Annotated in this window: 24 protein-coding genes and 2 riboswitches; of the genes, 22 read left to right on the top strand and 2 right to left on the bottom strand. The window is 48.9% G+C overall.

Annotation, left to right across the window (positions count from 1 at the left end; translation table 11 throughout):
* The first annotated feature begins 29 nt into the window (after positions 1–29).
* The 13 genes from DWZ45_RS07445 (at position 30) to eutH (ending at position 13038) form a co-directional block, all read left to right on the top strand.
* Positions 30–1028: a HemK/PrmC family methyltransferase gene (locus DWZ45_RS07445; protein ID WP_118468407.1), complete on the top strand. Its 999-nt coding sequence runs from the start codon at positions 30–32 to the stop codon at positions 1026–1028.
* Between the two features lie 18 nt (positions 1029–1046).
* Complete coding sequence (prfA, locus tag DWZ45_RS07440; protein ID WP_118468405.1) at positions 1047–2123, top strand: peptide chain release factor 1; 1077 nt, start codon at positions 1047–1049, stop codon at positions 2121–2123.
* Positions 2124–2154: 31 nt separating this feature from the next.
* Positions 2155–2643, top strand: coding sequence for a deaminase (locus tag DWZ45_RS07435; RefSeq protein ID WP_022360603.1), 489 nt, complete (start codon positions 2155–2157; stop codon positions 2641–2643).
* The gene (locus tag DWZ45_RS07430) at positions 2612–3391 is read left to right on the top strand and encodes a class B sortase (protein WP_118468403.1); all 780 of its coding nucleotides are present in this window, start codon (positions 2612–2614) and stop codon (positions 3389–3391) included. Before DWZ45_RS07435 ends, DWZ45_RS07430 begins: the two co-directional genes overlap by 32 nt.
* Before the next feature lie 288 nt (positions 3392–3679).
* Positions 3680–4573, top strand: coding sequence for a glucose-1-phosphate thymidylyltransferase RfbA (gene rfbA / locus DWZ45_RS07420; protein WP_022360600.1), 894 nt, complete (start codon positions 3680–3682; stop codon positions 4571–4573).
* A gap of 14 nt (positions 4574–4587) precedes the next feature.
* A complete protein-coding gene (rfbB, locus tag DWZ45_RS07415) occupies positions 4588–5610 on the top strand; it encodes a dTDP-glucose 4,6-dehydratase (protein ID WP_118468399.1) in 1023 nt (340 codons plus the stop codon).
* The gene (rfbD, locus tag DWZ45_RS07410; protein WP_118468397.1) at positions 5610–6464 is read left to right on the top strand and encodes a dTDP-4-dehydrorhamnose reductase; all 855 of its coding nucleotides are present in this window, start codon (positions 5610–5612) and stop codon (positions 6462–6464) included. The genes rfbB and rfbD overlap by 1 nt, the downstream gene beginning before the upstream one ends.
* A gap of 179 nt (positions 6465–6643) precedes the next feature.
* Positions 6644–7996: a phosphoglucosamine mutase gene (gene glmM / locus DWZ45_RS07405; RefSeq protein WP_107001396.1), complete on the top strand. Its 1353-nt coding sequence runs from the start codon at positions 6644–6646 to the stop codon at positions 7994–7996.
* A gap of 3 nt (positions 7997–7999) precedes the next feature.
* Positions 8000–8503 (top strand): transcription elongation factor GreA, encoded by a 504-nt coding sequence (gene greA, locus DWZ45_RS07400; protein ID WP_022360596.1) that lies wholly within the window; start codon positions 8000–8002, stop codon positions 8501–8503.
* A gap of 29 nt (positions 8504–8532) precedes the next feature.
* Positions 8533–9045: a nitroreductase family protein gene (locus tag DWZ45_RS07395; protein WP_117796070.1), complete on the top strand. Its 513-nt coding sequence runs from the start codon at positions 8533–8535 to the stop codon at positions 9043–9045.
* A gap of 360 nt (positions 9046–9405) precedes the next feature.
* Positions 9406–10551: an SEC-C metal-binding domain-containing protein gene (locus DWZ45_RS07390; RefSeq protein ID WP_182426649.1), complete on the top strand. Its 1146-nt coding sequence runs from the start codon at positions 9406–9408 to the stop codon at positions 10549–10551.
* Between the two features lie 21 nt (positions 10552–10572).
* Positions 10573–11865, top strand: coding sequence for a 2-hydroxycarboxylate transporter family protein (locus tag DWZ45_RS07385; RefSeq protein ID WP_118468395.1), 1293 nt, complete (start codon positions 10573–10575; stop codon positions 11863–11865).
* Between the two features lie 90 nt (positions 11866–11955).
* Positions 11956–13038, top strand: coding sequence for an ethanolamine utilization protein EutH (eutH, locus tag DWZ45_RS07380; protein ID WP_107001400.1), 1083 nt, complete (start codon positions 11956–11958; stop codon positions 13036–13038).
* 157 nt (positions 13039–13195) lie between these two features.
* On the opposite strand, the gene hypD is transcribed toward eutH, so the two are convergent.
* Together hypD and DWZ45_RS07370 are read right to left on the bottom strand one after the other, a co-directional pair.
* On the bottom strand, positions 13196–15643 hold the full coding sequence (hypD, locus tag DWZ45_RS07375) for a trans-4-hydroxy-L-proline dehydratase (RefSeq protein ID WP_117796067.1): 2448 nt from the start codon (positions 15641–15643) through the stop codon (positions 13196–13198).
* A 5-nt stretch (positions 15644–15648) separates the two neighbouring features.
* Positions 15649–16569 (bottom strand): trans-4-hydroxy-L-proline dehydratase activase, encoded by a 921-nt coding sequence (locus DWZ45_RS07370; protein ID WP_118468393.1) that lies wholly within the window; start codon positions 16567–16569, stop codon positions 15649–15651.
* Between the two features lie 587 nt (positions 16570–17156).
* Positions 17157–17278: riboswitch (molybdenum cofactor riboswitch) on the top strand.
* Positions 17279–17406: 128 nt separating this feature from the next.
* On the opposite strand from DWZ45_RS07370, the gene DWZ45_RS07365 reads away from it, so the two are divergent.
* The 9 genes from DWZ45_RS07365 to thiS all read left to right on the top strand — a co-directional run bounded on the left by DWZ45_RS07365 (position 17407) and on the right by thiS (position 26976).
* Positions 17407–18327 carry a substrate-binding domain-containing protein gene (locus DWZ45_RS07365; RefSeq protein WP_022360332.1) on the top strand — a complete coding sequence of 307 codons (921 nt, stop codon included), beginning with the start codon at positions 17407–17409 and terminating at the stop codon, positions 18325–18327.
* Positions 18328–18536: 209 nt separating this feature from the next.
* Positions 18537–19220, top strand: coding sequence for an ABC transporter permease (locus tag DWZ45_RS07360; protein WP_022360331.1), 684 nt, complete (start codon positions 18537–18539; stop codon positions 19218–19220).
* Positions 19207–19917 (top strand): ABC transporter ATP-binding protein, encoded by a 711-nt coding sequence (locus tag DWZ45_RS07355; RefSeq protein ID WP_107001403.1) that lies wholly within the window; start codon positions 19207–19209, stop codon positions 19915–19917. Before DWZ45_RS07360 ends, DWZ45_RS07355 begins: the two co-directional genes overlap by 14 nt.
* A gap of 142 nt (positions 19918–20059) precedes the next feature.
* Positions 20060–20200: riboswitch (molybdenum cofactor riboswitch) on the top strand.
* A gap of 249 nt (positions 20201–20449) precedes the next feature.
* Positions 20450–21679, top strand: a complete 1230-nt coding sequence (gene glp, locus DWZ45_RS07350; protein ID WP_118468391.1) for a gephyrin-like molybdotransferase Glp — start codon at positions 20450–20452, stop codon at positions 21677–21679.
* A 74-nt stretch (positions 21680–21753) separates the two neighbouring features.
* Positions 21754–23661 carry a molybdopterin biosynthesis protein gene (locus DWZ45_RS07345; RefSeq protein WP_118468389.1) on the top strand — a complete coding sequence of 636 codons (1908 nt, stop codon included), beginning with the start codon at positions 21754–21756 and terminating at the stop codon, positions 23659–23661.
* Between the two features lie 13 nt (positions 23662–23674).
* Complete coding sequence (locus DWZ45_RS07340) at positions 23675–24127, top strand: hypothetical protein (RefSeq protein ID WP_118468388.1); 453 nt, start codon at positions 23675–23677, stop codon at positions 24125–24127.
* Positions 24127–24513, top strand: a complete 387-nt coding sequence (locus DWZ45_RS07335; RefSeq protein ID WP_022360326.1) for a 4Fe-4S binding protein — start codon at positions 24127–24129, stop codon at positions 24511–24513. Before DWZ45_RS07340 ends, DWZ45_RS07335 begins: the two co-directional genes overlap by 1 nt.
* A gap of 15 nt (positions 24514–24528) precedes the next feature.
* Positions 24529–26739, top strand: a complete 2211-nt coding sequence (locus DWZ45_RS07330; protein ID WP_207663858.1) for an aldehyde ferredoxin oxidoreductase C-terminal domain-containing protein — start codon at positions 24529–24531, stop codon at positions 26737–26739.
* 39 nt (positions 26740–26778) lie between these two features.
* The gene (gene thiS, locus DWZ45_RS07325) at positions 26779–26976 is read left to right on the top strand and encodes a sulfur carrier protein ThiS (RefSeq protein WP_022360324.1); all 198 of its coding nucleotides are present in this window, start codon (positions 26779–26781) and stop codon (positions 26974–26976) included.
* The last annotated feature ends 5 nt before the right edge of the window (positions 26977–26981 follow it).

The raw sequence follows: 26981 nt of genomic DNA, 5'->3' as shown, positions 1-26981 counted from the left end.
GAACACGGTACGACAGAGGGGATGAGTCGATGAGCGAGGAAAACGGAAGAACAGACCTGACCTGGAGAGAACTGTTGGATGAGGGCGGCGCGCGCTTAAGTGAGGCGGGTGTGCCGGACGCAGGGACGGATGCCTGGTATCTGATGGAAGCGGCGTTCGGGATTGACCGGGTGCATTATTATCTGGATCAGAACCGTCCGATCCATGCGGAACGCCTGGAAAAGGGCTATGGGCGCTATCAGGAAATGCTTCAGAAACGGGCAGAGCGCATTCCACTGCAGCAGATTCTGGGAATGCAGGATTTTATGGGAATGACATTTTCTGTCGATGAAAATGTCCTGATTCCGCGCCAGGATACGGAGACGTTAGTTGAGCGGGTTCTTCGGGATTACCCGGAAAAGGATCTGAAACTTTTGGATATGTGTACCGGATCCGGCTGTATCGCGATCAGCCTTGCCGTGCTTGGCGGCTACCAGAACATGACGGCGGTGGATATTTCCGAGGCGGCGCTGCGCGTGGCAAAGAAAAATGCGAGACGTCTCTTTTTGATTCAGAAGGGAACTGCGCGGTCAGAATCGTTTCAGGTATCGGAGGATCCGTGGTGCATCCGCCTGAAAACGTGGCTGGCAAAGGGACCGCGCCTGCAGGCAGAGATCGAGGAACACAGCCTGACACTTTTGCAGAGCAATCTGTTTCAGGCGGTGGAGGCGGATGTCATGTACGATGTGATTGTGTCGAATCCGCCGTATATCCCATCGGCGGTGATCGACGGTCTGGAACCGGAGGTACGCGACCATGAGCCGCGGCTGGCGCTGGACGGCAGCGAGGACGGTCTGTATTTTTACCGGGTTCTGGCGCTGGAGTGCAGCAAACATCTGAACAAGGGCGGCTGCGTATATTTTGAGATAGGATATGACCAGGCGGAGGCGGTCAGCCGGATACTGACCATCGCCGGGTATCGGGAGATAGAAGTGATAAAGGATGAGCCGGGGCTTAACCGCGTGGTAAAGGCACGGTGGAACCGTTAGACGATAGAGGAGGATATCATGTTTGACAGATTGGATGATTTGCTGATCCGTTATGAAGAGCTGATGGAAGAGCTCGGCAGCCCGGAAGTGGCAAGCGATACAAATCGTTTCCGCAAGCTGATGAAGGAGCAGTCGGATCTGGCTCCGATTGTGGAGGCATATAAAGAGTATAAGAAGGCAAAACAGGACGTAGAGGACAGTCTGGCGCTTCTGGATGAGGAATCCGACGAGGAGATGCGCGAGATGGCGAAGGAAGAGTTAAATGCTGCGAAAAAGCGCATTGAAGATCTGGAGCAGGAATTAAAAATTCTGCTTCTTCCGAAGGATCCGAACGATGAAAAGAACGTTATCGTCGAGATCCGTGCAGGTGCAGGCGGCGATGAGGCGGCATTATTTGCGTCCGAACTGTACCGTATGTATGTGCGCTTTGCAGAGCGCAACCGCTGGAAAACTGAGCTTGTCAGCGTCAGTGAAAATGGAATCGGCGGTTTCAAGGAGGTCGTTTTCATGATTACCGGCCAGGGCGCTTACTCCAAGATGAAGTACGAGAGCGGTGTCCACCGTGTACAGCGTGTGCCGGAGACCGAGTCCGGCGGACGTATCCATACCTCGACCGCGACGGTTGCCGTGATGCCGGAGGCAGAGGATGTGGACGTTGTCATCGATGATAAAGATATCCGTATTGACGTTATGCGTGCGTCCGGAAACGGTGGACAGTGTGTCAACACGACTGACTCCGCGGTACGTCTGACCCATATTCCGACCGGTATCGTGATCTACAGCCAGACTGAGAAATCGCAGTTACAGAACAAGGAAAAGGCGTTCCGTCTTCTGCGTTCCAAGCTATATGATCTGGAGCTGGAGAAACGCCAGAACGAGGAAGCGGCAGAACGCCGCAGCCAGATCGGTACCGGTGACCGTTCCGAGAAGATCCGTACCTATAACTTCCCGCAGGGACGTGTGACCGAGCACCGCATCAAACTGACCTTGTATAAGATCGATTCGATCATGGACGGCGATCTGTATGAGATCATTGACAGCTTAATTGCAGCCGATCAGGCGGCGAAGCTGGCGAAGATGAATGAGGGCATCTAAAGAATTAGAGAAAACGGAAGGGGGATCCTATATGGAAAGAAGAGATAAAGTCAATTATTATTTGGATCTGGCGGAAATGGTTTCGCAGCGGAGTACCTGTCTGCGAAAGCACTACGGGGCAGTGATTGTGAATAACGATGAGGTTATCTCGACCGGCTATGTGGGCGCCCCGCGCGGACGGAAAAACTGTTCCGATATCGGTCGCTGCATCCGCGAGGAGCTTCATGTGCCGCGCGGCGAGCGGTACGAGTTGTGCCGCAGTGTCCATGCCGAGGCAAATGCCCTGATCAGTGCCTCCAGAGAGCGCATGATCGGCGCGTCGCTGTATCTGACCGGTGTCGATGCGAGAACCGGCGGGTATGTGGAAAAATCGAGCTGCTGTTCGATGTGCAAGCGCATGGTAATCAATGCCGGAATTGAACATGTCTATATCCGTGATACGAAAAATGAGTACCGAAAAGTCGATGTAGAAGATTGGATCCGCGAAGATGAATCGCTGGAAGGAAAATTTGGGTACTAAGAAGCGCACAGGAGACGGCGCTGCCCGCTGGGCACGCCGCATCTTCTGTGCTTTTTTGATCGTGATTGGATGTCTGGTTTTGGCGGATGGTGTGGGGGATGCGGTTAGAAGGGCGGAAAACAGAGATTCACAATCTGAAGGAAATGTAGAGCAGAATTTATCTGGAAAATCTGATTCAGATGCGTCAGAGCCGATATGGCAGCCAGATTTCGCAGCCTTAAAATGCCAGAATGCCGACGTCATCGCCTGGATTCGCATTCCCGGTACTCACATCGACGAACCGATTGTCCAGACAACCGACAATGAATCGTACCGCAGCATCGGGCTGGATGGAAAACCAGATCCAGCCGGGACTGTCTTTCTGGACTGCGAGAGTGCACCGGATGCATCGGATTTTCATTCGATTTTTTATGGGCATCATATGAAGGACGGAAGTCGGTTTTCCGAGCTGATCCGCCTGAAAGACGAAGATTTCTTCCAGAAGCATCGGACGGCTTATCTCTATTTCCCAGATGGGAAAAGGCGGACACTCCGTCTGATTGCAGCGCTCACTGCGGGCAGTCAGGGGGAACGGCGTAGGACGGAATTTGCGGATCGGTCGGAGATGAATTCTTATATAGAAGAAATGACGGAGGGATGCCGGTTTCGCGAACTGCCAGACGGGGAGGTTTCCCACTTGTATTCCTTTGTGACGTGCAGTTATGAATTTGCGGATGCGCGGACGATTGTGTATGCAGTGGATGAGTGATGCTCATAGATTGTACGTTACTGTTCACGTATACGTGCCCAGTAACGGAATTTGCCGTGGCTCCGCATTTAAATACGGCAAATTCCTGCTGCCACCACGTTTTCTTACGGCACTTTCGGTTCCAAAAGTGCCTACCCGTGAACAGTTACGATTGTACAATGCAAGAAAGAAGTGTAAGGCAAATAAATTTGCAAGCAGCAGGCAAATGTGGTATATTACTTATAGTGATGAGATCTGCCTTTTTTTAGAAAAGAGGCGTGAAAATAAAACATATGAGGAGAACAAGATATGAAGGGTATCGTTTTAGCAGGCGGTTCAGGCACACGCCTTTACCCGCTGACACGCGTAACTTCCAAACAGCTGCTTCCGATTTATGACAAACCGATGATTTACTATCCGATCTCCGTTCTGATGAACGCGGGAATCCGGGATATTCTGATTATTTCGACACCGGATGACACACCGCGTTTTAAGGAATTGTTGGGCGATGGACATCAGTTTGGTTTACATTTAAGCTATGCCGTGCAGCCAAGTCCGGATGGACTGGCACAGGCATTTATCATCGGCGAGGAGTTCATCGGGGATGATTCCGTAGCGATGATTCTGGGTGACAATATTTTCCAAGGTCAGGGACTTGTGAAACGCCTGCGTGCTGCCTCTGCCAAGAAAGAGGGCGCGACTGTATTCGGCTACTATGTCGATGATCCGGAGCGCTTCGGTATCGTAGAATTTGACGACCAGGGCAAGGCGATCTCCATCGAGGAGAAGCCGGAGAAACCGAAGTCCAATTACTGTGTAACGGGTCTGTATTTCTATGACAACCGGGTAGTAGAGTATGCGAAACAGTTAAAACCGTCTGCCAGAGGCGAGCTTGAGATCACCGATTTGAACCGCATCTATCTGGAAAATGGCGATCTGGATGTCATTCTTCTGGGACAGGGCTTTACCTGGCTCGATACCGGTACACATGAGTCCTTAGTTGAGGCAACCAATTTCGTTAAGACAGTAGAGACCCATCAGCACCGCAAGATCGCGTGCCTGGAGGAGATTGCGTACTTAAACGGCTGGATCAGCAAGGAAGAAGTGCTGGAGGCATACGAGGTATACAAGAAAAACCAGTATGGCAAATATCTGAAAGACGTACTGGATGGGAAATATGTTGATAAAATACATCAGAATTAAAAGGAGTTAAAACAATGAAGATTATCGTGACAGGCGGAGCCGGATTCATCGGCGGAAACTTCGTACACCATATGGTAAATAAATACCCGGAGTATCAGATCATCAATCTGGATCTTCTGACCTATGCGGGCAACTTAGAGACACTGAAACCGGTTGAAAACAAACCAAATTACAAGTTTGTACACGGCGATATCGCAGACCGCGACTTCGTGTCTAAGCTCTTCGAGGAAGAAAAGCCGGACATCGTAGTAAACTTTGCAGCAGAGAGCCACGTAGACCGTTCCATCACGGACCCGGAGGCATTTGTCCGTACCAATGTCATGGGAACGACCACCCTGCTGGATGCCTGCCGCACCTATGGAATTAAACGTTATCATCAGGTATCGACCGATGAGGTATACGGCGATCTGCCGTTAGACCGCCCGGATCTCTTCTTCACGGAGACAACCCCGCTTCATACCTCCAGCCCGTACTCTTCTTCCAAGGCGAGTGCGGATCTGTTTGTACTGGCATACCATAGAACCTACGGACTTCCGGTGACAGTATCCCGCTGCTCCAACAACTACGGTCCATATCATTTCCCGGAGAAGCTGATTCCGCTGATGATCAGCCGTGCGCTGGCAGACGAGGAACTTCCGGTATACGGCGACGGCGCGAACGTCCGCGACTGGCTGCACGTATCCGATCATTGTGAGGCGATCGATCTGATTCTCCACAAGGGACGCGTCGGTGAGATTTACAACATCGGCGGACACAATGAGAGGACCAACCTGGAGGTTGTCAAAACCATCCTGAAAGCGCTGGACAAGCCGGAAAGCCTGATCCGTTACGTCAAGGATCGTCCGGGTCATGACCGCCGTTATGCGATCGATCCAACCAAGATCGAGACAGAGCTTGGCTGGAAGCCGAAATACAATTTTGACACCGGCATTCGTCAGACGATCGACTGGTATCTGAACAATCAGGACTGGTGGAAACACATTTTAAGCGGTGAGTACAGCCAGTACTTCGAAAAAATGTATGGAGATAGATTATAATGAGAGTATTAGTGACAGGCGTTAAAGGCCAGCTTGGCTATGACGTGATGAATGAGCTGAAAAAACAGGGTCTTACTGGCATCGGTGTGGATGTCGATGAGATGGATATTACCGATGCAGAGGCATGCCGCCGCGTGATCACCGAGGCAAAGCCGGATGCAGTGATCCACTGCGCTGCATATACTGCAGTAGACGCAGCGGAACAGAACATGGAACTCTGCCGTAAAGTCAATGCAGATGGAACGAGAAATATCGCTGAGGTCTGCAAAGGTCTGGACATCAAAATGATGTACATCAGCACCGATTATGTATTCAACGGTCAGGGCACCCGCCCGTGGGAGCCGGATGACCACCGGGAACCACTCAACGCCTACGGTCAGTCGAAGTATGAAGGCGAGCTGGCAGTCGAGGAGCTGGTAAAGAAGTTTTTCATCGTTCGTATCGCGTGGGTATTTGGCGTGAACGGCAAGAACTTCATCAAGACGATGCTGCGCGTTGGCAAAGAGCGCGGGGCAGTCAGTGTTGTGGATGATCAGATCGGTTCCCCGACTTACACATACGATCTGGCGCGTCTGCTGGTTGATATGATTCAGAGTGACAAATATGGTCGTTACCATGCGACGAATGAGGGACTTTGCAGCTGGTATGAATTTGCAGTTGAGATCTTTAAGCAGGCGGGCATGGATGTCAAGGTGACGCCGGTCAGCACTGCTGAGTATACAGCTGCTTATCCGGGTCAGGCAAAACGCCCGATGAACAGCCGGATCAGCAAAGAAAAACTTTTGGACAACGGATTTGAGCGCCTTCCGTCTTGGCAGGATGCGGTAGGTCGCTATCTGAAAGAAATTCAGTAAAAGATGTGCAATCAGACATAGAAAGCAGCAGCGGCAGAAAGTGTGAAGCGCCGTTGGCTGCAGGATTTTCTTCAGGTTGGAATCAAAATCGTAGAAGGTCATGTATGTTAGTGGGGGATTTCCATAAATGTACATGACCTTTGGACTCTGTATTTGATGATGTAGGAGGAACTCTCAAAATGGGTAAATATTTTGGAACAGACGGATTCCGCGGCGAGGCAAATGTGACGCTGACCGTGGAGGACGCCTATAAAGTAGGTCGTTTCCTGGGCTGGTACTATGGACAGAAGACGAAAGCAGATCGCTGCCGGGTTGTGATCGGCAAGGATACGAGACGCAGCAGCTATATGTTTGAGTATTCACTGGTATCGGGACTGACCGCTTCCGGCGCAGATGTCTATCTGCTTCACGTGACAACTACTCCGAGTGTATCGTATGTTGTACGCACCGAGGAGTTTGACTGCGGTATCATGATCTCCGCAAGCCACAATCCATACTATGACAACGGAATCAAGGTCATTAATGGACGCGGCGAGAAACTGGAGGAGGAGACGATCGAGAAGATTGAGTCGTATCTGGATGGCGAGATGGGCGAAATTCCATTTGCCAAACGCGATGCGATCGGACGCACCGTTGACTATGCGGCGGGACGCAACCGCTATATCGGTTATCTGATTTCCCTGGCAACACGGTCTTTCAAAAATATGCGGGTAGGTCTTGACTGTGCAAACGGAAGCGCTTCCGCGATTGCGAAAAACGTATTCGACGCACTGGGCGCGGAGACACACGTCATCAACAACACGCCGGATGGTCTGAATATCAATACAAATTGCGGTTCCACCCACATCGAGGGACTGCAGAAATATGTGGTTGAAAATCATCTGGACGTTGGATTCGCTTATGATGGAGATGCGGATCGCTGCCTGGCAGTGGACAGTGAGGGCAAGCTGGTGGATGGCGACAAGATCCTCTATGTATGTGGAAAATACATGAAAGAGCAGGGCACGCTGGTCAACAATACGGTTGTCACCACGGTTATGTCGAACTTCGGTCTTTATAAGGCATTTGAGCGCGAGGGCATTTCTTATGAGAAGACGGCGGTTGGCGATAAGTATGTCTATGAAAATATGTCCCAGAACGGTCACTGTCTGGGAGGCGAGCAGTCGGGCCATATCATTTTCAGCAAGCACGCGACGACCGGAGATGGCATTTTGACATCATTAAAGCTGATGGAAGTGATTCTGGAGAAGAAAGAGACACTTGCAAAGCTGGCTGATGAGGTGCAGATTTATCCGCAGGTTCTGAAAAATGTCAGAGTCAAGGATAAAGAGGCGGCGCAGGCAGACCGCGACGTGCAGGCGGAGGTTCAGAAGGTATCGGATGCGTTGGGCGATACCGGTCGAATCTTAGTTCGTCCGAGTGGTACAGAGCCGCTGATCCGCGTGATGGTCGAGGCACCGACGGATGAAATCTGCGGAAAATATGTAGCACAGGTTGTAGAAATGATAGAAAAAAAGGGACTGGCAGAGTAAGACATGAGAGAGCAGCTGACAGAAAGTGATGTAAAGAAGATTCAGGAAGAGATCGACCATCGGAAGCTGGTGGTCCGCAAAGAGGCGATCGAGGCGGTCAAGGAGGCGCGCGCACAGGGTGACTTGAGCGAAAACTTCGAATATTATGCTGCTAAGAAGGATAAGAACCGGAATGAAAGCCGTATTCGCTATCTGGAAAATATGCTGAAGCACGCTAAGATCGTATCGGAAGAATCCCGCCCGGATGAGGTCGGAATGAATGATACGGTTACTCTGTATTTTGAGGATGACGACGAGGAAGAAGTATACCGTCTGGTAACGAGCATCCGGGGCAATTCCCTGGAAAACCGGATCAGCATCGAGTCGCCGCTCGGAAAAGCGATCGAAGGACACCATGTGGGTGACCAGGTGGAAGTGAAGGTCAACGATAAGAGCAGCTATGTGGTGGAGATCCGGAAGATCGAGAAAACGGGAGAAGAGGATTCGGATCGGATTCGTAGTTATTAGTTGCAATACAAAGGAGAGTTTTGATTACTATGAAATTTGAAGAATTATGTGATGCACGTTATTCACTTCGTAAATTTGACAGCCGCCCGGTTGAGGCGGAAAAATTACAGAAAGTGCTGGAGGCAGGACGCAAAGCCCCGACGGCACATAACTTACAGCCACAGCGCTTTTTCGTGATGCAGAGTGAGGAGGCTCTGGCGAAAGCGGATGCATGTACGGCGTGTCATTTTCATTCGCCGGTTGTGATTGTAGCAGCCTATGATCCAGAGATTTCCTGGAAACGGGAAGAGGACGGGAAAAACCATGGAGAGATCGATGTGACATTGGCGGTTTCCCAGATGATGCTGCAGGCAGCAGAACTGGGACTGGGAACAACGTATGTTGGTATGTTTAATCCAGAAAAATTGCTGGAGCAGTTCCCAGAGATGAAGGGCTTACAGCCGACGGCCTATCTGCCGCTTGGATATCCGGCAGAGACAGCTCATCCGTCCAGGCTGCATGCAGATCGCAAGCCGCTAGAAGAGTTGGCGGTATTTCTGTAAAATATAGACAATCCGTAACTATTCAGTACCTTCACAGTCACGCGCAAAAATCCATTAAAAATTGCCTGCGGCAATGGGATTTTTGCCTGCTGGCCCATGTTTTCGTACGGTCAGCGCAGTAAATGCGCAGACCTACTGAACAGTTACGACAATCCTTTATTTACCATAATCCTTAATCGATACAGTCTGTTTCCTGAGAAGTTTGGAGACAGGCTGTATTTTTGTGTAATGTCAATGATGCGCACTCGCGCGAAGCAGAAATATGTAACGATATATCTTGCAATCCATGTGCATTTAAAAGTATAATAAAAAAATATGAAGAGAAGCATGAAACGATGTAAGATGAGAAAAGGAAATTGTATGTTATTAAGAGAATATTTAAAAGAATGGACCAAAGAAGACTTATTAAACGAAGCAAGAAGCTACGAGTTAAAGAACTGTTCCCGACTTAAAAAGGATGACCTGATTGACCGAATTGTAGAATATTTAACGACGGAAGAGGCACTCCGGGGTAGACTTTCATGCCTGACGAAAGAGCAGATGGTGCTTTTTTGCAAAGCCTGTACCGAGCCACAGAAAATTTCTGCAGAAGAGATTATGGATGGAATGCAGTTATATAAATACATACTTGGAAGTTTTGAGAAAGTGAGTGACTGCTTTACTGTCTTTGAAGAGATTGCACAGGGTTTTAGCGGGATTGACGATGAGGCATTCCGGGCGGTTCAGAGCAAAAAAGGCTGGCTGATGAAGTGTATCAGCTTCTTTATCGATTATTATGAGATTGCGCCGCTGGAAATTTTGTATGAACTGTACAAATTGAAGGTGAAAGGCACGATCGAAGAAATGATCGGGATGCTGGAGGAAATGCCGGAGGACATCACAGAATCCTGCATTTTCCCGATGGAGAAACTGGGAATGCAGGACCTGCCGAAAGAGAATCCGCTTTATTCCGAGAGGGGCTTGTATGTACATCTTCCAGTTTTTGAGGGTGATGGACTCACTGCTTTGTTGAAACAGCAGCAGAATAAAAAATTCTATATTCCGTCTGCACAGCAGTTGGATGAAATCTGTCAGAAAGGGTATGAGGCAGGGGTACTGGCTTATAAGGAGCTGGAGTCCTATTTCATAAAAAAATTGGATGTGCCGTATGAGAAAGCGGCTAGATGGTGCTTTGAGACGTGGGCCAGCAGTTATGAAGGAAAATCACCGGCAGAACTGATGAATAAGATGCATGAAGAAGGGATTGTCTTCCAGAGCGAGCAGCAGATGGGCGAATTTTTAAGACTTCTCATGGATGCGTTCAACAATACGAGAACAAAAGAAAACCGCGGAAATAAACCGTGGGAATTAAGTGAGAGAGGTATGATCGGCGGCATGCCGGCGATGGTGCCGGAAATGTCCCAGCCAGCACCGGTAACCGCGAAAAAGGTGGAGAAGATTTATCCGAATGATCCGTGTCCTTGCGGATCTGGGAAGAAATATAAGAAGTGTTGTGGAAGAAATTAATACTCAGAGGTGAAATGAAAAATGCAGCAAGAGAGGAAAGAAATATCTGGCAAAGCTAATACGATCGCTGGTTTTTCCATCCCTCTGTATCTAGGCATCCTGGCGCTGGTGGTGGTCTGTATGTATATGGACTGTCTTCCGGCAGGCTTGGTCGGCGGCATGATTGCGCTGATGGTGCTGGGCGAGGGACTCAATTTTTTAGGAAATCATACACCGGTTGTGAAAACGTACCTGGGCGGCTCGGTCATCTGTATTCTGGGGGCGGCGGTCATCCAGGCACTGGGGCTGATTCCGGAGCAGACGCATGAGATCCTGGACAATTTTGTCAACAAAGAAGGATTTCTGGTCTTCTATATCTCAGCGCTGATCACAGGAAGTCTTTTCAATATCGACCGCGGGCTTCTGATCCGCGCAACGGTGAAACTGCTTCCGACAGCTGTCATATCGCTGGCAGTCGGCGTGATACTTTCAGGTCTGCTCGGTATGGTGATGGGGGAGAGTTTTCTGGAAGGCATCCTGTATATCGGTATTCCGATGACGAGCGGCGGCATGACGGCGGGAGCAGTGCCTCTGTCGGCAATGTATTCGTCGGTTCTGGGGACGGACGCCGGACAGATCCTGACGCGGATCGCACCGGCGACGGTGCTGGGAAATTGTGTGGCGATCATTTTTGGCGGTTTAGCCAATAATATCGGCGAGCGAAAGCCATCTCTGACCGGAAATGGCTGCCTTGTCAATGACGGTCACGAAGTGAAGAAACAGCCTCCGATGAAACCGACCTTCGCACTCTTATGTACGGGACTTATCATTTCGATGGCATTTTATGAACTGGGGGCGCTCTGCCATCATTTTATTTCGATTGTACCGACATATGCGTGGATGATTGTGGCAGTTGTGATTGTGAAGGGAACGGGAATCCTTTCAGATCGCCTGGAGGACGCGGCGAGAGAGTGGGGACAGTTCGCGATCCACAGCTGGACGGCGGCGGCGCTGACTGGAATCGGAGCGACGCTGATTGATTTAAAGACGATTCTGCACACCATCACTCCATTTTATCTGCTCAGTGTCGTGCTGATTGTCGGGGCGATCACACTGACCGCCGGACTGATCGGCATCAAGATGGGATTTTATCCGCTGGAATCATCGATCGCAGCGGGGATGTGTACGACGAACATGGGCGGTTCCGGAAATGTGGCGGTGCTCAGCAGTTCGAAACGGATGGAACTGCTTCCATTTGCACAGATTGTGACGCGCTCCTGCGGGGCACTGATGCTGACGATCGGGGGTGTGCTGATACAGCTGCTGGCGAGGTAGAAAAAGAACGGTGATTGACAGAGAAATGTACCTGATAGAGGGAAAATAAGTGGAAACAGAGAAATAGGGAAAAGCTGGGAGGTACGGCTTATGAACATATTCATTGCGATCATGCTGGTGTTTGCGGCAGCCGGTCTTGTGGATGAGATGCTGGGAGGAAAGCTGGGGCTGATGCCGAATTTTGAAAAGGGGCTTGCCACCATGGGCGGTCTGGCGATGTCCACGGTCGGATTTTTTGCGATCGGAGTTACATATGTGCAGACCCACGCGGAATCGATTGCAGAGGCGGCAAAGCATATGCCGTTTGATCCGGCGCTCATTCCAAGCTGCCTTCTGGCGCCGGATATGGGGGCGCTTGGCATGGCACAGAAGCTGGCGGCGACACCAGCGCTGGCGGCATTTACCGGTGCGATGGTAGCAGGCAGTCTGGGTATGACGGTCGGATACCAGCTGCCGGTTTTTCTGGCAGCCGTTCGAAAAGATGAAATAGGAGAGCTGATGCGGGGGTTCATCTTCGGACTGATTGCCATACCGTCTGGTCTGGCGGTCGGAGGTCTGATGCTGGGTCTGCCTGTCCGTCAGCTCTTTTTTAATATGATTCCGGTGCTGGTGCTGTGCGTGGTGCTGATTGCGGCATTTGTGTTGGTTCCGAAGCTGACGATGAAGATCATGATTTTCATCGGAAATGCGATCCGTATTTTTAGTTTTCTCCTGTTTGGTGTGGCGGTCTTCGGAATTTTCATGCCGAAGTATGCGGTTGTCGAGGATGCCTTGATTGAGGAAATGCTTTTTATGGTACTCCGCATGGTCATCGCAGCGTGCGGCGGTCTGGTGCTGTCGCAGGTGGCGTTAAAACGTCTCCAAAAGCCGATCCAGCGCATCGGGGCGATCCTGGGTATCAATGAGGAGGCAGTTGTCGGACTGTTCCTTTCCTTTATACAGAGCCTTGCGATGCTGCCATTGTTTTCCAAGATGGATAAGCGCGGGAAAGTATTAAATGCCGCTTTCTCTGTGGCAGGTGCCTATGTAGTAGGCGGTCAGATGACCCTTGTAGCGTCCCTGATACCGGGAAACTGGGTAACAGCCTATATGATCAGCAAGGTGCTGTCAGGCGGATTGGCAGTTGCCCTGGCGGTTATTTGTATGAGAAGGTCAAAAATGATAACAGAGTAGAGCGGAATATCTGATATTGAGATAAGGATAAAGAAATAAGAAAGCCCCGGCAGTTTCGCTGCCGGGGCTTTCCGCCCTTTTGGGGCTATATCATTTTCATAGAAGGCATTATATGTTGAACTTAAGACTTTTAGAGTTGTCAAACTGTTGCGAGCAATTAACAGCAGCCACAGCCTCCAAAGCTCTGCTCGGTTCTCTCAATGATCTCGTTCTGAAGCGGTTTATCCAGGTTGCGGAAGTAGTCACTGTATCCAGCTACGCGGACGATCAGTTCCTTGTATTCTTCCGGATTCTTCTGAGCTTCGATCAGAGTCTGGCGGTCGATAACGTTAAACTGCATATGATGTCCGTTCATAGCAAAGTAGGAACGAATCAGAGCAGCCAGGTTGTCAATACCCTTCTCGCCTGCGATAGCAGCCGGAGTAAACTTCTGGTTCAGCAGAGTACCGCCGGTCTCACAGTGGTTCATCTTGGAGCAGGATTTAACAACTGCGGTCGGTCCGTTGATATCAGCACCCTTCTCAGGAGAGATACCCTCAGACAGAGGATTATGAGCCAGACGGCCGTTCGGAGTAGCGATCATAACATCACCGAAGTATACGTGGCAGGTGGTCGGAAGCATATCTACATGATATACACCGCCTCTGGTGGTCGGTCTGCCGGTAATATAATCTTTGTACTCATTGAATACACTTACCATGATGTCATCTGCATAATCATCATCGTTGCCGTATTTCGGAGTTTTATTCTTAACCAGGTTCAGAATGTCCTCATGGCCCTTGAAATCGTCGTTCATAGCGTCGATGAGTTCTTTCATGGTAAACTTCTGATTGTCAAATACGTTGAACTTGATAGCGGAGAGTGCATCGGAAATAGTACCGATACCAACACCCTGGATGTAGCTTGTGTTGTATCTCGGGCCGCCTGCGTTGTAGTCTTTACCTTTCTTGATACAGTCATCGGTACAGATGGAAAGGAACGGAGCCGGCATCATCTGAGAGTAGATTCTCTCGATAACCAGGTTGCCGCGCATCTTAACATCGATGATGTACTCAAGCTGTGTCTTGAATGCGTTCCACAGTTCGTCATAGGATTTGAAGTCTTCTGCCTTGCCGGTGTGCGGTCCGATCTGTTTTTTGAACATTACATCGTAGCCATCATACAGAGCGAGCTGTAAGCACTTAGGGATGTTTAAGTAACCGGTCAGCCAATAAGCCTCGGTTCCCCATGCACCGGTCTCAACACATCCGGAGCATCCAGCGTTTCTTGCATCTACCAGGGATTTGCCCTGATTTACCAGCTCCTGAATCAGCTCATCGGTATTGTAGAATGCCGGCTGGCCCCAACCCTGACGAGCGATCTCGCAAGCTCTCTTTAAGAACTTATCCGGAGTAACCTTGGAAATCTGTACGTTGGAGTTTGGCTGGTTCTGTCTCATATCTTCCATACAGTCAAGGATTAAGTAAGAAACAGCGTTAACTGCGTCTGTACCATCTTCCTTCACACCGCCGGAGTTGATATTTGCGAAGTCTACGTATGTACCGGACTCTTTTAAGGTTACGCCAACCTTAACCGGAGCCGGAGAGTTGAACAGTTTAACCCAGAGACACTCAAGAAGCTCAAGAGCTCTGGTATCATCCAGAGTACCTGCAGCGGTATCTTTCTCATAGAACGGAATCAGATGCTGATCCAGACGGCCCGGTGTAAATGCATCCCACGGGTTTAACTCGGTTGTAACGCCAAGGTGTGTAAACCAGTACATCTGAAGTGCCTGCCAGTAGGTCTCCGGTTTGTGCTCCGGAACAACGGCACAGTTAGCTGCAATCTGCTCAAGCTCTGCTTTTCTGACCGGATCCTTCTCCTCAGCAGCCTTCTCAAGAGCCAGATCATGATATCTCTTACCTAAGATAATGATAGCATCGCAGCAGATATCCATAGCGCGAAGCTCCTGCTCTTTGTCATAAGCTTCCGGATCATTGAAGTAGTCAAGATCTTTGATAGCCTGCGCGATCTCTTTCTTGTAATCGCCGTAGCCCTTGATGTAGAAGTTCTTGCCGCCGGCTGTATGGCCCGGTCCACGCTGCTCCATGAACTCGGTAAACATACCAACCTCATAGCAGTCTCTCCATTCCTGGGTCATAGCTTTTAAGAGATGCTCTCTGACTGCACGGTTCTTCCAGTACGGAATGATCTCTTCTTCCTGAAGCTTTAGATCGTCTTCGGTAACAGTGAAGTTAACCAGTTTACGATCATTCATGATGTGCATATCTTCGATGGTGTGACAGCACAGCTCCGGGAAAGTCGGTGAACACTGCGGGTCTTTGCCCTTCTCACCAACTAACAGCTCATCCTCGCCTAAGTAAAGAGTTTTTCTGGAGAAGTACTCTTTCAGAACGAGAGCTCTTAAAACCGGTACAGATACGGAACCTTCGTACTCTTTGTAAACATCGGTTTCAATTTTTGCTCTTTCCAGATCCAGATGCGGCTGGGTGGAATGGCTGATTCTTCTCAGTCTTTTAATTCTCTCGGTACATCCGCGGTCGTTGTCTTTTAACAGACCTTCTGGTGTGTTGATTACGAATGAAGTATCAATTTTCTCTGCCATTTAAATCATCCTCCTATATTGACTTTGTTGAATCCCTGTTCTTCGAACATGGACTTAAAGTGTTCCATAAGCTCGGACACCGGTACGCTCATCTCATCATCATGGTACTCCATGTCGAGGCTGGCGTATTTACCCTTTCCGATGTCATGATAAGGTAAAAGGTTTACCTGACGTGCGTGAATATTATTTTCCTTCAGGAAATGGATGACACTTTCAATGTGTTCATCGGTTGCGTTGACCTGCTGGATAATCGGAAGCCGGATGTAAAGACCAGCGCCCTCATCACTTAATTTCTTTAAGTTCTCAAGAATCAGTGAATTGTCAACGCCGATATATTTCTTGTGGTCTTCCGGATCCATCACCTTGATGTCGTAGAGAAAAACATCTACGTAAGGAAGAATCCGCTTCAGATTCTTATAATCTGTGTAGCCGCTGGTGTCGATGAAAATGCTGACACCGTTCTCGTGGAGCTTGCGACAGACTTCTTCCACATAGTCCATATGCTGGGAAGCCATAACCTCGCCGCCGGAGAGTGTTACACCGCCGCCGGACTGCTCATAGAAGATTTTGTCCTTCATCGCTTCCTTGACAAGTGCATCTACCGTGTATTCCTTACCGGCCAACTCCCGGGCCTCTGTGATGCACCAGTCGGTACAGACGCCGCAGGCGGTACACTTGGAACGGTCAAATACAATCTTGCCGTCTACGATGGAATTGGCTCCCTGTTTACATTTTGCAACGCATCGGCCGCAGGTGGTACATTTGTGCTGATGAAAAATCAGTTCCTTATAATAATGCTGACTCTCCGGGTTGTGGCACCACATGCAGCGTAAGGGACATCCCTTGAAGAAGATCGTGGTGCGGACACCATCGCCGTCGTGCGTTGAAAATTTCTGGATGTTAAATATGTAAGGAGTTTCTGCCATTCTTTCCCCCTCCTTTGCAAAAAACTAGACTGTGTTCTAGTTCTGAGTCTATAATACTACAACCATCTCAAGAATACAAGAGTAAATTGAAAAAAAAGTATTAATTTAATTTTTAACAGACGAATCTGAAAAATAATCATCCGATCACGCTGAAACAAGCGGAGTGCGGAATGACTATAAAAGAAAATTAATATAACATATAAGATACCATAGAAAAATGGGGCTTACAATCGGCAAAAATGAGGATATTATGCGTGAAAAGAAAGTGAAAATTGTAGAAAAGATAAAATGGTTTGAATATTCATAATATATAAAACAAAAACAAAAAATTAAGCACAGTTAAAAGAGCATCGCACAAATATGAAAAGGGAAAATCAAGATAGAAGTGAAAAAAGACTAAAAATCCAGAATAACAGTAGAAAAGAGCAGTAGAAAACAAAAAACAAAATAAATAAGAAGCTTGAAAAAATGAAAAAATTTCGCTCATGTGAAAGTTGCCCGGTTGACAAGAGGAATTTTGCCATGGTATAGTAAAAATGTATAAGGATGTTTCGGGAAGTATTAGAAGAACCCGGACAGCAGAAGCCAGGAAAACTATATTTCGAGCTGAAAAACCTAACACAGTATATTGTCAGGGTTTACAGCCAATGGGTATCAGGGGAAACTCGGATGCCTCCCGCATTTGGAAAGAAATGCATTGGAAAGAGAAGTAGGACCTGCTGCTTATTTAGGAAGAAAGGCAGCTGGTAAAAGGCGGCGCATCCTCTGCCAGAGTCTCGTTCCGATGAAATGTTTTTCAGCGTATTCTTAAACAAAAGAAGGGAGAAGAACAATTTCATGAAGAAGACAAACAGAATCATTGCATTGGCAATGGCGGCCATGACAGCATTGTCTATGACAGCCTGCTCCGGAAGCGCAAAAGAGACAACGGAGGCGGAAAGCGCCGCAGAGACAACCGCAGAGGCTGCTGAGGAAAGCAGTGCAGAGGAGACCAAGGAAGCATCCGGAGAGACGCTTCTGATGGCAACGACGACCAGTACCGATAATACAGGTCTTCTGGATTACTTAAAGCCAATCTTTTTAGAGGATACAGGTATTGACTTACAGTGGACGGCAGTAGGAACCGGTGATGCGATTCAGAAAGCAAAAGATGGTGAAGTCGATGTGATACTGGTTCATTCTAAAGCAAAAGAAGAAGAATTCGTGGAGAGCGGCTACGGTGTAGAGCGCTTCCAGGTTATGTATAATGATTTCGTGATCGTAGGACCGAAGGATGGTCCGATTGCAAAGACGGATGATATCAACGCTGCATTTAAACAGATCATGGACGAGCAGCTGACATTTGTGTCCCGTGGAGACAACTCTGGTACCCATAACAAGGAGACCGGAATCTGGGAGAAGCTGGGAATTACAGATTATGAGAGCAATCCAAACTATGTATCGGCAGGCGCTGGAATGGCTGATACACTGGCGATGGCAGATGAAAAAGGTGGCTACTGCCTGTCTGACCGCGGTACCTGGCTTGCCAAGAAGGCAGATTTCCCGGATATGGATATTGTATGTGAAGGCAGCAAGGAACTTTTAAACCAGTACGGCGTTATCGCAGTAAATCCGGAGAAATATCCGGATGTCAACAACGAGGCGGCGAATACGTTTATCAAGTGGATCTGTTCTCCGGAAATCCAGACGCTGATCGGTGAATACGGCGTAAAGGAGTACGGCGAGCCGTTATTCTTCCCGAATGCAGAGCAGAAATAGAATACTGCCGGATGATATGCGGCAGTGCTGGGATTAGCGTATTTAAACGAATAAAGCAGGCAGTTGAACCTTGCAGAATTTATAATGTATAAACAGGAAACCGGAGAAGGGAGGATGCACTTTTTCCGGTTTTCTGTCATTAAGAATTGAGAAAATGAGAACGCCTGCAGAACATAAGGTGTTTCAGTGGATATGCTGGGAGAAAAAATATGGGAAACCTGTTTTCAAAATTTTTTGGTACGGTCGGAGTGATAGATTCTATCCGGGTAACGCTGGTGATGTCTTTCTGGTCAACCTTGATTGCGTCCATGCTTGGAATTTTTCTGGGACTTGTGCTGGAGCAGACGAAATTTCCAGGAAAAAAGCTGGTAGTCCGCGTGAACCGGACCTTGATGGGAGCACCTCCGGTTGTCATCGGACTGCTCACATATATGCTTTTGAGAAAAAAAGGTCCGTTTGGGGCGCTTCGATGGGTATTTACGATCAAAGGAATGGTGGCAGCCCAGGTTCTGATCATCACTCCGATCGTCTGTGGAATGGTATATTCATATGCGGTCCGCACGGCGCCTTCGATCCGGGCGTTTGCCAGGACGATGGGAGCTGACCGGCATCAGACCGCGCGGCTTCTGCTGCGTGAAATGAAAAATGAAATTTATTTTGCGGTTGTGTCTGGATATGGGCGTTCCATCAGTGAGGTCGGGGCGGTCTTTCTGGTAGGTGGAAATATAAAAAACAGCACCCGGACAATGACGACTGCGATTTCAACCCTGAAAGGTGCAGGCGATTATTATGAAGGGGTATTTTTGGGAGTGATCCTGATGCTTCTGGCATTTGCGGTACAGACATTGGCAGAACATTTCAGACAGGAGGAGACACCGGATGAAAATCTCTAAGCTGCAAAAGAAGATGGGTCAGTTTACGCTTCAAATCGAGGAACTGTATCTGGAGAGCGGGAAGGTTCATGGTCTGATAGGAACCAATGGCTGCGGAAAAACAACACTTTCCAAGCTGATACAGGGGATATTGGTTCCAGATGGCGGGAGGATTGATTACGAGGGACTGACACCCCGGGATATCACGATGACAACACAGAGACCGTATCTTTTGCATGATACGGTGTATCAGAACCTGATCTATCCGCTGAAAATACGGGGAATCCGCCCAGATGAGGCGAAGATGGATGCCTGGCTGGAACGATGCGGGCTTCTGCAGAAAAAAAATCAGTATGCCCGTTCCCTGAGCAGCGGGGAACAGCAGAAATTATCATTTATCAGGGCGCTGGTATTTGACCCTGCGTTTGTGATTGTTGATGAAACGCTTTCCAATCTGGATCCTGACAGTACAGAATTGTTTGAACAGCTGATGCGGGAGCAGCAGACGAAAAATAAGATGACATGGCTGCTAATCAGCCATCAGCTGGTGCATGTCCGCAAGATTTGTGACCAGGTACATTTTATGGAGCAGGGGAATGTTCTGGTGTCTGGAACACCGGAAGAAATCCTTCTTCACCCGTCTCACCCGTCCATCCGCCGATATCTGGCTGATACAGAGGTTTCATATCGTGAAAATGAAAAAAATTCAGAAATATGAATAAAAATGCGAGGCGATTGCGCTAAATATGAAAAAAATGGAAAGAGTTTTGCTTGGGATGATTGACACAGTTTGTGAAAATGTGGTATAATTTCTGGTAGAAAATCATGAGAAAGAGAATTGTCGCACGAGAGCGGCAGTTATACAGAGTTGATTTCGAGCTTTTCTGCCTAAGCTGTGAACCGATTGACAGGATGGAAGAAAAGCCAATGGGTATCCGGGGAAACGCGGGTGCCTCCCCGCATCAGACGATGCATTGGAAAGGAATAGCTCTCGGATGACCGGGATGAAGCCCCGGAAGTTCTGGAAAAGAGCAGTAAATTCCGCCAGCCCAAGCAAAGCCTGATGTAGATAAGTGCATATCAGCAGAAAGCCATAAGAGGCAGACTGCATTATCAGGAACGGATACAGAGAGCGGAATGTTTTCTGTATTCGTTTTTCTGTTTCATTCGGAGAGGCGGTCCATGAATCAAAAGCACTTCGCATGGATGCATACCTTCGCGAAGAAGAATCATGCCGCAAGGGAGGAACTATGAAGTTATTGAAAGTTGATACGCTGGCGCAGGCGCGGGAACGTCTGCTTGAAGCGGCAAAAGAGTGCCTGCCAGAGACGGAGCGGGTTGCGCTTGCAGATGCATCTGGCTGCATTTTAGCAGAAGATATTGTCTCTGAGGAAATGATTCCTGCATTCCGCCGTTCCAGTGTAGATGGGTATGCAGTCTGTTCAAAGGACACGGCGGGCGCAACAGAAAGTATCCCGGTTTTTCTGAAGGTGCTGGAAGAAGTAGAGATAGGACATCCGGCGGTATCAAAGATTGAACCGGGTACCTGTGCCTATGTGCCGACCGGCGGCATGGTTCCGGAAGGGGCAGATGCCATGGTGATGGTAGAATACAGTGAACGGTTCGGAACAGATGAGGTTGCCCTGTATGAAAATGTTCCGTATGGAAAATGCATCGTGCTTCCGGGAGAAGATGTAAAAACCGGGGATATAGTCCTTAAAGCGGGAACCCGGATTGGCCCGGCGCAGGCGGGAACGTTGGCAGCGCTTGGCGTGGTGCAGGTGCCGGTTTTTAAACCGTGGAAGGTGGCAGTTCTATCGACGGGCGACGAACTGGTCAGGATCGATCAGGTTCCTGGACCGGGGCAGGTGCGGGATATTAATACATGGGCGCTGTCATGTTATGTGAAGAAGACAGGTCTGGAGCTTGTTTCGGCAGAGGCAGTGAAGGATGAAGAAGTACTTTTAGAGGAGAAAATCAGGGAGGCGGTCAAAGCCTGTGATTTGATTCTGATCTCCGGAGGAAGTTCCCAGGGAAAGAAAGATATGACTATGGAGATATTAAACCGCATCTCCAAGGAGGGAGTATTTACCCATGGGCTGGCACTGAAACCGGGAAAACCGACGATTCTGGGATATGATAAAGAGAAACATACGCTGTTAGGAGGACTTCCTGGGCATCCGGCAGCAGCGCTTGCCGTTTTCCATTTATTATTTGTGTGGCTCTGGAAGCAGGTAACCGGTCAGCCGGATCAACCTCCGTTAGAAGCCTTTATGACAACGAACCTGGCGGGTGCACCCGGAAAAACAACCTGCCTGCTGGTAAAGCTTCAGATGGCTCCCCAGGGGCTGGAGGCAGAACCGGTATTTGGAAAATCAGGCTTGATTTCGACGATGGCAGAGGCAGACGGCTACGTTCTGATTGATATGAATCAGGAGGGTCTGAAGAAGGGTGAGCAGGTGAAAGTATACCGTTTTTAAAATGAATTGTTTCCAGAAGAGCGGCGGAGAATAAAGGATCGGCAGAGCCTGGTGGAAACAGAATAGAGGCAGAGATGGGAAAGAGAAATTTATATCTGAATAATACACCGGTGGAGGAGGCAAAAGCCCTTTACCAGAAAGCACTGGGGGAATTATTAAGACCCAAGGCAGAATGGATTCCCGTGACGGAAAGTCTGCACCGGATTACAAAAGAGGCAGTCTATGCGAAATATTGTTCTCCGCTTTACAATGCGGCAGCGATGGATGGAATCGCGGTTGAGGCAGAGAAAACAAAAGGAGCATCGGAGCGGAAACCACTTACCCTATATCCAGGTACAGATTTTACAGTGGTGGATACGGGTGATCCGATTCACGCACCATGCGATGCAGTTATCATGGCGGAGGATCTGCTGGAGCAGGAAGATGGATCGGTGCAGATTACGGATGCAGCAGCATCATGGCAGCATGTGCGCCCGATCGGAGAAGATATCGTAGCGGGTGAGATGCTGATGCCCGGTTATCATGAGATACGCCCGATTGATATAGGTGTTCTCCTGTCTGGCGGAATTACAGAGATTGAGGTGTTGAAAAAGCCGTCGGTAGCGATTTTTCCGACGGGAACCGAAATCATAGAGCCGGGACAGGAACCCAGGGATGGGGACATCATCGAATCGAATTCGAGAGTGTTTGAGGCACTGGTAACGGAACATGGCGGTGCGCCCCATCGTTTTCCGCCGATTGCGGATGAGTATGAAACATTGAAAGAAAAGGTGGCAGAGGCAGTTGAAAAATATGACATGGTGATTGTCAATGCCGGCTCCAGTGCAGGAACCGAAGATTTTACGGTTCATGTACTTCGGGAATTGGGGGAGGTTCTGGTACACGGGGTGGCAATCAAGCCGGGAAAACCGGTAATATTGGCGATTGTCAATGGAAAACCGGTGATCGGACTTCCGGGATATCCGGTATCCGCCTATATCAACTTTGAAAATTTTGTAATTCCTGTGCTGCAGAAACTGGCAGGACGTACAGAAACAGGCGGCACGACGGTGCGGGCTGTCATATCCAAACGCCTTGTATCATCCCTGAAACATAAAGAGTATGTGCGGGTGAAGGTAGGAGAAGTGGGTGACAAGCTCGTCGCTTCTCCATTGGCGCGCGGGGCGGGAGCAGCAATGAGCCTGGTGCGGGCAGACGGATTCTGTGTGATTCCTCAGAACAGCGAGGGGGTCGAGGCGGGAGATACCGTTGACGTAGAGCTATACCGTTCCCTGGAGGAAATTGGAAGTACGGCAGTGGCAATCGGAAGCCATGATCTGATTCTGGATGTGATGGCAGATTTGCTGCCGTGTATGTACCCGGGTAATTACCTTTCCAGTACGCATGTAGGCAGTATGGGCGGTTTAATGGCATTAAAGCGGGGAGAGGCGCATCTGGCTCCGACCCACCTGCTGGATGAAGAGACAGGAGAATATAATATTGCGATCCTGAAAAAACTGTTTGCGGGTGAAAAAATGGCACTTGTCAAAGGTGTTGAGCGAATTCAGGGAATTATCGTAAAAAAAGGAAATCCGCTTGGAATCCATGAAATTGAAGATCTACGTGGTTTGAATTATGTCAACCGACAGAGAGGAGCGGGGACAAGAGTCCTTTTTGATTATAAGCTGAAGGAAGCCGGTATTTCACCGGAAGAGATTCACGGATATGACAGAGAGGCGGCAACGCATATGGCAGTGGCGGCTGCCGTGTCCGGCGGCGATGCAGACGCGGGCATGGGAATCCAGTCGGCAGCCAGGGCAATGGGACTTGATTTTATTGAGATTGGACGGGAAGAGTATGACTTTGCGATTCCAGTCAGATTTCTGGATTTTCCACCGGTACAGCATTTTCTGGCGGTTTTGAAAAGCCGGGAGTTTGCAGAGAGAGTGGAGAAGCTCGGTGGTTATGGGCTGGCAAGAACCGGAGAAATTTTATATTTATAAAAGAGGGGATTAGATGGGAGCAGTTGTGCGTGAATTATATGTGTTCCGGCAGAGGGGACAGCCGGGAGAAGCCGTGGAGAGCGCCTGGTTCCGAAGGGGGATCGGAATGGAGGGTGACCGGCATGCAGCGGGAGGTGAAAGGCAGACTTCGCTGTTGGCGGGAGAAGCCCGGGACTGGATGGAGAAGCAGACAGAACCGGGACTCTGCTTCCGCCGCTACAAGGCAAACCTGATAACGGAGGGAATAGATACCACCCAGTTAAATACGGGGGATCTTCTGGCGGCGGGAGGGGCGGTATTCCGTGTCTCCGGGTATGGAAAAAAGTGTTTTCCAGAGTGTATTTACCATGAAAAAGGAGTTTTCTGCCGCCTTTCGGCAGGAGCCATATTTTTGGAAGTGATTCGGGACGGGTATGTATCTGTTTCGGATGAAATAATGAAATTGAACAAAAAGGAGGAACTGTGATGAGACGATTAGAGAAAGATGAATCACTCTGCATTGGATGCCACCAGTGCGAAGAAGCCTGTTCGAAGGCATTTTACAAGGTTTCGGATCCAATGAAATCCTGCATCCGCATTACCGACAAGGAGGATGGAAGCCATCATATTGCTGTGTGCACACAGTGTGGAAAATGTTCGGAAGTATGCAATACAGGTGTGATTACGGAGGATGCGAGAGGCGTTTACCGGCTGAATAAGAAAGAATGTGCCGGCTGTCTGATGTGCGTTGGATTCTGTCCGGAGAATGTTATGGTACAGTGTGATGATTATCTGGAGCCGTCCAAATGTACGGCGTGCGGATTGTGCGTAAAAGCATGTCCGACCGGAGCGATCCGTCTGGTAGAAGAGTAAAAGGAGGAGAAAGGCATGATTAAAATGTGTGATCTTCCGCGTTATGCGGACGCAGATATGGAAGAAATCAAAAAAATGAAAGAGGCCCACACGGTTCTCAATCAGGTTACATACGAGCCAAAGCCGCTGTATCATGGATATACGGATAAGCGTCTTCGAATCAATGTGACAGATAACACCATCGATATGATCGACATTCCTCAGGAGGTCAAAGAAAAATTTATCGGCGGAAAAGGTTATTGCCTGCGTTATCTGTGGGATGCAACGAATCCGGATACAAAGTGGAATTCTCCGGAAAATGCCATCACCATGTCGGCAGGACCGGTTGCCGGAATCACGCAGTACGGCGGTACCGGAAAATGCCTGGTATGCAGCATTTCACCGATGACAGATATCCCGATTGATTCAAACGTTGGCGGATATTTTGGCCCATTTTTAAAATTCTCCGGATTTGATGTGATCGAACTGACTGGAAAAGCGGAGGAAGACGTGATTATTGTCATCGATGGCAATAAGGGAACCGTTTCAATTGAAAAAGCACCGTTAGAGCATAAAGATGCACATGTACTGGGAGAAGAGCTGACAACCATGTATGCGGAGGATGACAATGATCGCAAAAACGTGGCGGTCGTATGCTCTGGTTCGGCGGCGGATCATTGCAACCTCTCTATGTTGAATTTTACATTCTATGATCCGAAAAGAAATGTAGTCCGCTTAAAACAGGCTGGACGTGGTGGTATCGGACGTGTCTTTGCGGACAAGCACATTAAAGCGCTGGTATGCCATTTTAAAGGCGTAAAAGCAAATCTGAACCATGTATATGATATCAGTATCCTGAACCGGGATGGTCTGAAATTCCATCGTGAGGTGGCGACACAGGATGACAAACAGAATTCAATGCGTAAATCCGGAACGGCATACTCCCTGCGTACCCTGAGCGATTATGATATTCTGCCGACCCACAATTATAAATATGGCGGAACGGATAAGATCGATGAGATGGCACCGGAGGTATGGAGAAATAAATGGCTGACCCAGGGCGGAGCGGACGGATGCTGGTATGGATGTTCGATGGCATGTGCTAAAACAGCCGATCAGTTTGAATTAAAGACAGGTCCGTATAAGGGACATAAAGTATGTGTGGATGGTCCGGAGTACGAGACAGCAGCCGGTGTTGGTCCGAACTGCGGCGTAACCGATCCGCAGGTAATTCTGGAAGTAAATTTCTACTGTGATACATATGGCATTGATACGATTTCCTTTGGCACCATGACTGCTTTCCTGATGGAATGCTATGAAAATGGTATCCTGAATAAGGAGAGAACCGGCGGTCTGGAGCTTGTATGGGGCAATGCAGAGGCGGAGCTGGAGCTGCTGCACCAGATGGCGCGAAACGAAGGCTTTGGCAAGATTGCGGCACTGGGAAGTCACAAGCAGAAAGAGTATTTTGCAGCGCAGGGCTGGGGCGATATGGATTTCATGAATGATATCGCGATGGAACAGAAGGGACTTGAATATTCAGAGTATTCTTCCAAAGAATCCCTGGCGCAGCAGGGCGGCTATGGTCTGACCAATAAGGGACCGCAGCATGATGAGGCATGGCTGATTTTCATGGATCAGGTAAATAACCAGATCCCTACCTTTGAGGATAAGGCGGAAGCGCTGTATTACTATCCGATGTTTAGAACCTGGTTTGGTCTTCTGGGACTTTGTAAGCTGCCGTGGAATGATATTGTACCGGCTGACAACAGCATGACCGATGAACCGGCGAAGGTACCGGAGCATGTAGATAACTATCTGGATCTTTATTATGGTGTCACTGGAACCAAGATTGATAGGGATGATATGATTAAAATGTCTGAGCGTGTCTACAATTTCCAGCGTATTTTCAACATCCGTCTTGGCAAGGGACTGCGTGCGAACGACGCGATTCCATACCGCTCCCAGGGACCGGTTACGGAAGAAGAGTATCTGTCCCGTCAGGAGCGCTACGATGGTCAGCTGGTAGAGCTGGTTGGTTTTACAAAAGAAGAAGTCGAAAAAATGTCCTTAAAGGAAAAGATGGATGCGACCAGAAAGTACAGAGAAGGGGAATATGAGAAGCTGATTGATGCGGTATATCCGAAGCGCGGCTGGAATTTAAACGGCGTTCCGACAATTGCACACCTGAAAGAGCTTGGCATGGATCTTCCGGAGCTTTTGGAAGTAGTTGAGCCGCTTCAGTAAGACTATTCATTAACACGTTGCAGAAGGGAAGTGGATATAATGGTACTGAATAACCGTCCATATCCGGACTGGCATGAAGGACTGACAATCAGGGGTGTGATGGAACACATGAAATTTACCTGGCCCAAGCTGGTCGTGAAGGTAAATGGACAGCTGGTCTGGCCAGAAGACTATGATAAAGTAACACTTGAAGAAGCAGATGATTTGAAGATTTATCATTTACTGGGGGGCGGTTGATTCAG

Origin of the sequence: Clostridium sp. AF32-7AC (assembly GCF_003477925.1) — a bacterium.
Taxonomy (GTDB): domain Bacteria; phylum Bacillota; class Clostridia; order Lachnospirales; family Lachnospiraceae; genus Otoolea; species Otoolea fessa.
Note: the sequence above shows the minus strand (reverse complement) of the source record. Positions and strands in the feature narration are given on the sequence as shown.